2 protein-coding genes and 1 pseudogene are annotated in these 2,644 nt (G+C 61.0%); 1 reads left to right on the forward strand and 2 read right to left on the reverse strand.

What is annotated here, in order from left to right; translation table 11 throughout:
* Positions 1 to 80: 80 nt before the first annotated feature.
* Positions 81 to 839, forward strand: a pseudogene (locus L3X40_RS21555) (IS630 family transposase); the annotation flags it as partial.
* Between the two features lie 585 nt (positions 840 to 1,424).
* Here L3X40_RS21555 and L3X40_RS21560 read toward each other — a convergent pair.
* Entirely contained in the window at positions 1,425 to 2,018 is a 594-nt protein-coding gene (locus L3X40_RS21560) for a transposase (RefSeq protein ID WP_237367379.1), read from the reverse strand.
* Positions 1,993 to 2,532: an IS110 family transposase gene (locus tag L3X40_RS21565; protein WP_237367381.1), complete on the reverse strand. Its 540-nt coding sequence runs from the start codon at positions 2,530 to 2,532 to the stop codon at positions 1,993 to 1,995. Before L3X40_RS21565 ends, L3X40_RS21560 begins: the two co-directional genes overlap by 26 nt.
* Positions 2,533 to 2,644 lie beyond the last annotated feature (112 nt).

The raw sequence follows: 2,644 nt of genomic DNA on the forward strand, positions 1-2,644 counted from the left end.
TCATCCTCCTCCTTTGAGGCGTACAATACGACCCCGTGCCAAGAAGGAGGGTGACTAAATCAATTACGCAATGTCCCCCCACGGGCATTTCTACCTCTTCGGTGCATCGCATCTGGCGCGCCTTTTCGCTGCAACCACATCGTTCTGAGACCTTCAAACTGTCCAGCGATCCCCAGTTCATCGAGAAGGTGCGCGACATCGTCGGCCTTTATCTGGACCCGCCTGACAAGGCCTTGGTGATCTGTGTCGACGAAAAAAGCCAGATCCAGGCTCTCGACCGCACGCAGCCGTTGCTACCGATGCGCCCAGGTCAAATCGAACGACGTACCCATGATTACGAACGCCACGGCACGACGACCTTGTTTGCCGCCTTCATCGCCGCTGTCACCGCCCAGACGGCGGTCAGGCCCGGCGAAGTCATTGGCAGATGCAAGCCCCGCCACCGTTCGAGCGAGTTTCGCGCCTTTCTCGACGAGATCGAACATAACGTTCCCGCTGAACTCGACATCCATGTCGTTATGGACAACGCCTCAAGCCACAAAACCAAGCTGATCCGGGACTGGTTCGCCAAACGGCCGCGCTGGCATATGCACTTTACGCCGACATCATCTTCCTGGCTCAATCAGGTAGAGCGTTTCTTCGCCCTGTTGACCGAAAAGAAGATCAAACGCGGTGCCCACAACTCTGGAAAGGCTCTGATCAAGGACATCGAGAGTTTCATTGACGCGCACAACGCCAATCCAAAGCCGTTACGCTGGACCAAATCCGCAGACGACATCCTCGCATCCATCGAACGCTTCTGCCGCCGCACTCTCGATGCCAAGCCCGCCGGTGCATAGAAACTTCCGAATCACGACACTAGGGAGAGCGATGGATCGGTATGCCGCTCACGGCAGGGATCGTGACCCGGAGGGCGTGCGCCGTTGTGGCGCGGAGAAGAAAGGAGTGTTCGAATGAACTGAGCTCAAAGCAAATATGCAACTGTAATGCTTCTGTAATGGGCCTTTGATCGTCAAGTCCCTTGTATGGGGATTTGTTTGTCAAGCCATCGCAGTTTCCACTTCTTCTTTCGTTTCAACCGGTCGATCTGACGGCCTATCGCAGGTCGATATCGACCGGCCACATATCGAGGCGGTATCGACCTGCGATAGGCCGTCCTAAGTTGAGAGGATCCGAGGGGAGCCCGCCATCGCGCGCAACACGTGCGCCGCGACCTTGTATTCGGTGGGATCCATGTTGGATCCCGACCATGAAGCAACCATTCGCTTCGGCGGCAAAGCTCCGAGGCGGCGGGCCCATTCTCTGAACGGCATAGAAGCCAAGGGACTTGTCGGGTCACCGCCACCTCGGATCATCGACGGCTAGTCAGGAAAATGCGACCGGACGTCGAATGCTTGTTTGGTTTCCTTGCAGGACCTTTCTGCTCAGGCCGGTTGCTGCCGCAGCGTGACGCCGATCGGGATTTCGCCGATCGTGGCCATGCGCCACAACGCGATGAGCAGCTTACGGGCGAGTGCCACGATCATCGTCGTCTTGCGCGCACCGGCGGGGCCCTCCGTTCGCGCCCGGTACCATTGGGCGAGCGCGCTGTCGTTCTGGAACCGCAGGAAGCGCCAGGCGAGCTGGATCAGACCGCGGCGCACGCGGGCGTTACCTCCCTTCGCTAGGCCCTTCTCCCGCCGCTTGGAGCCACTCTCGTCAGGCGCGCCAGTAAGACCTGCATAGCGGGCCACCGCCCGTCGGTCGCGCAGGTTGCGGGAGAGCACCTCTTGAACCAGCATGTCGGCGGTCTCGACGCCGATGCCGATGACGCTGGCGATAAGACGCACCATCGCATGCGGCCCCGTCGGCGGCGCCTGTTCCAGACGCGCGAGGCGTGCTTCCTCGATCGCTTTGATCTGCTCGCGGATCATGGCGAGCCGGGCCATATCGCGCCGGAGCTCGTCAACCGTGTTCGGTGGCACCGGCTGGCCGTCCGGTGTCCGCAGCGCGTCAAGGCGCTCCGTCGCCTTGCGCAATGGGGTTGAAGCCGCGGACCCCGAGCCACGCGAGGATCGCCTTCATGCGGTTGACGATCCGCGTGCGCTCGCCCACCAGACTTTCCCGCTCACGGCTCGGACGCCTGGCGTCCTCCTCCTCAAGCGTCGGGATCGCGACCATCCCGCAATGCCCGCGCTCACCGCGCAGCCAGCCCAGGAAGACGCGCATCAGCATTGCCGTGTCCAGCCGGTTGGTCTTCGCCCGGCGATGTTCGCGCGACACTGCGACGCTGGTCGAATGAATGACGTGCACCTCAATGCCGCGCGCCTGCAGCCAACGCGCCAGCCAGAACCCGTCGCGCCCGGCCTCGAAGGCCAGCGCAACTCGCTCGATCGTCTTGCCGATCTTGACCGCTTCGTCGCGCCAACGTTCGACCAGGCGCAGTAGAGCAATAGGATCCGGTTCCAGCTTCTTCAGTGGTTGGCGTTCGAGACCGGGAACCTGTCCCGCCACCAGCCAGCTCGATTCACTCATTTCGACTACAACCGTCACGCTGCTGTTCTGGTCAAAGGGGACGAGCGAACGGCTTAGCCCGTCTTATTCACCGGGGGGATGGGATGGGGTTGGCGGACGTAGCGTAAGTTACTGATCTGGAATAGAGAAC

Source organism: Rhizorhapis sp. SPR117, from assembly GCF_021742065.1.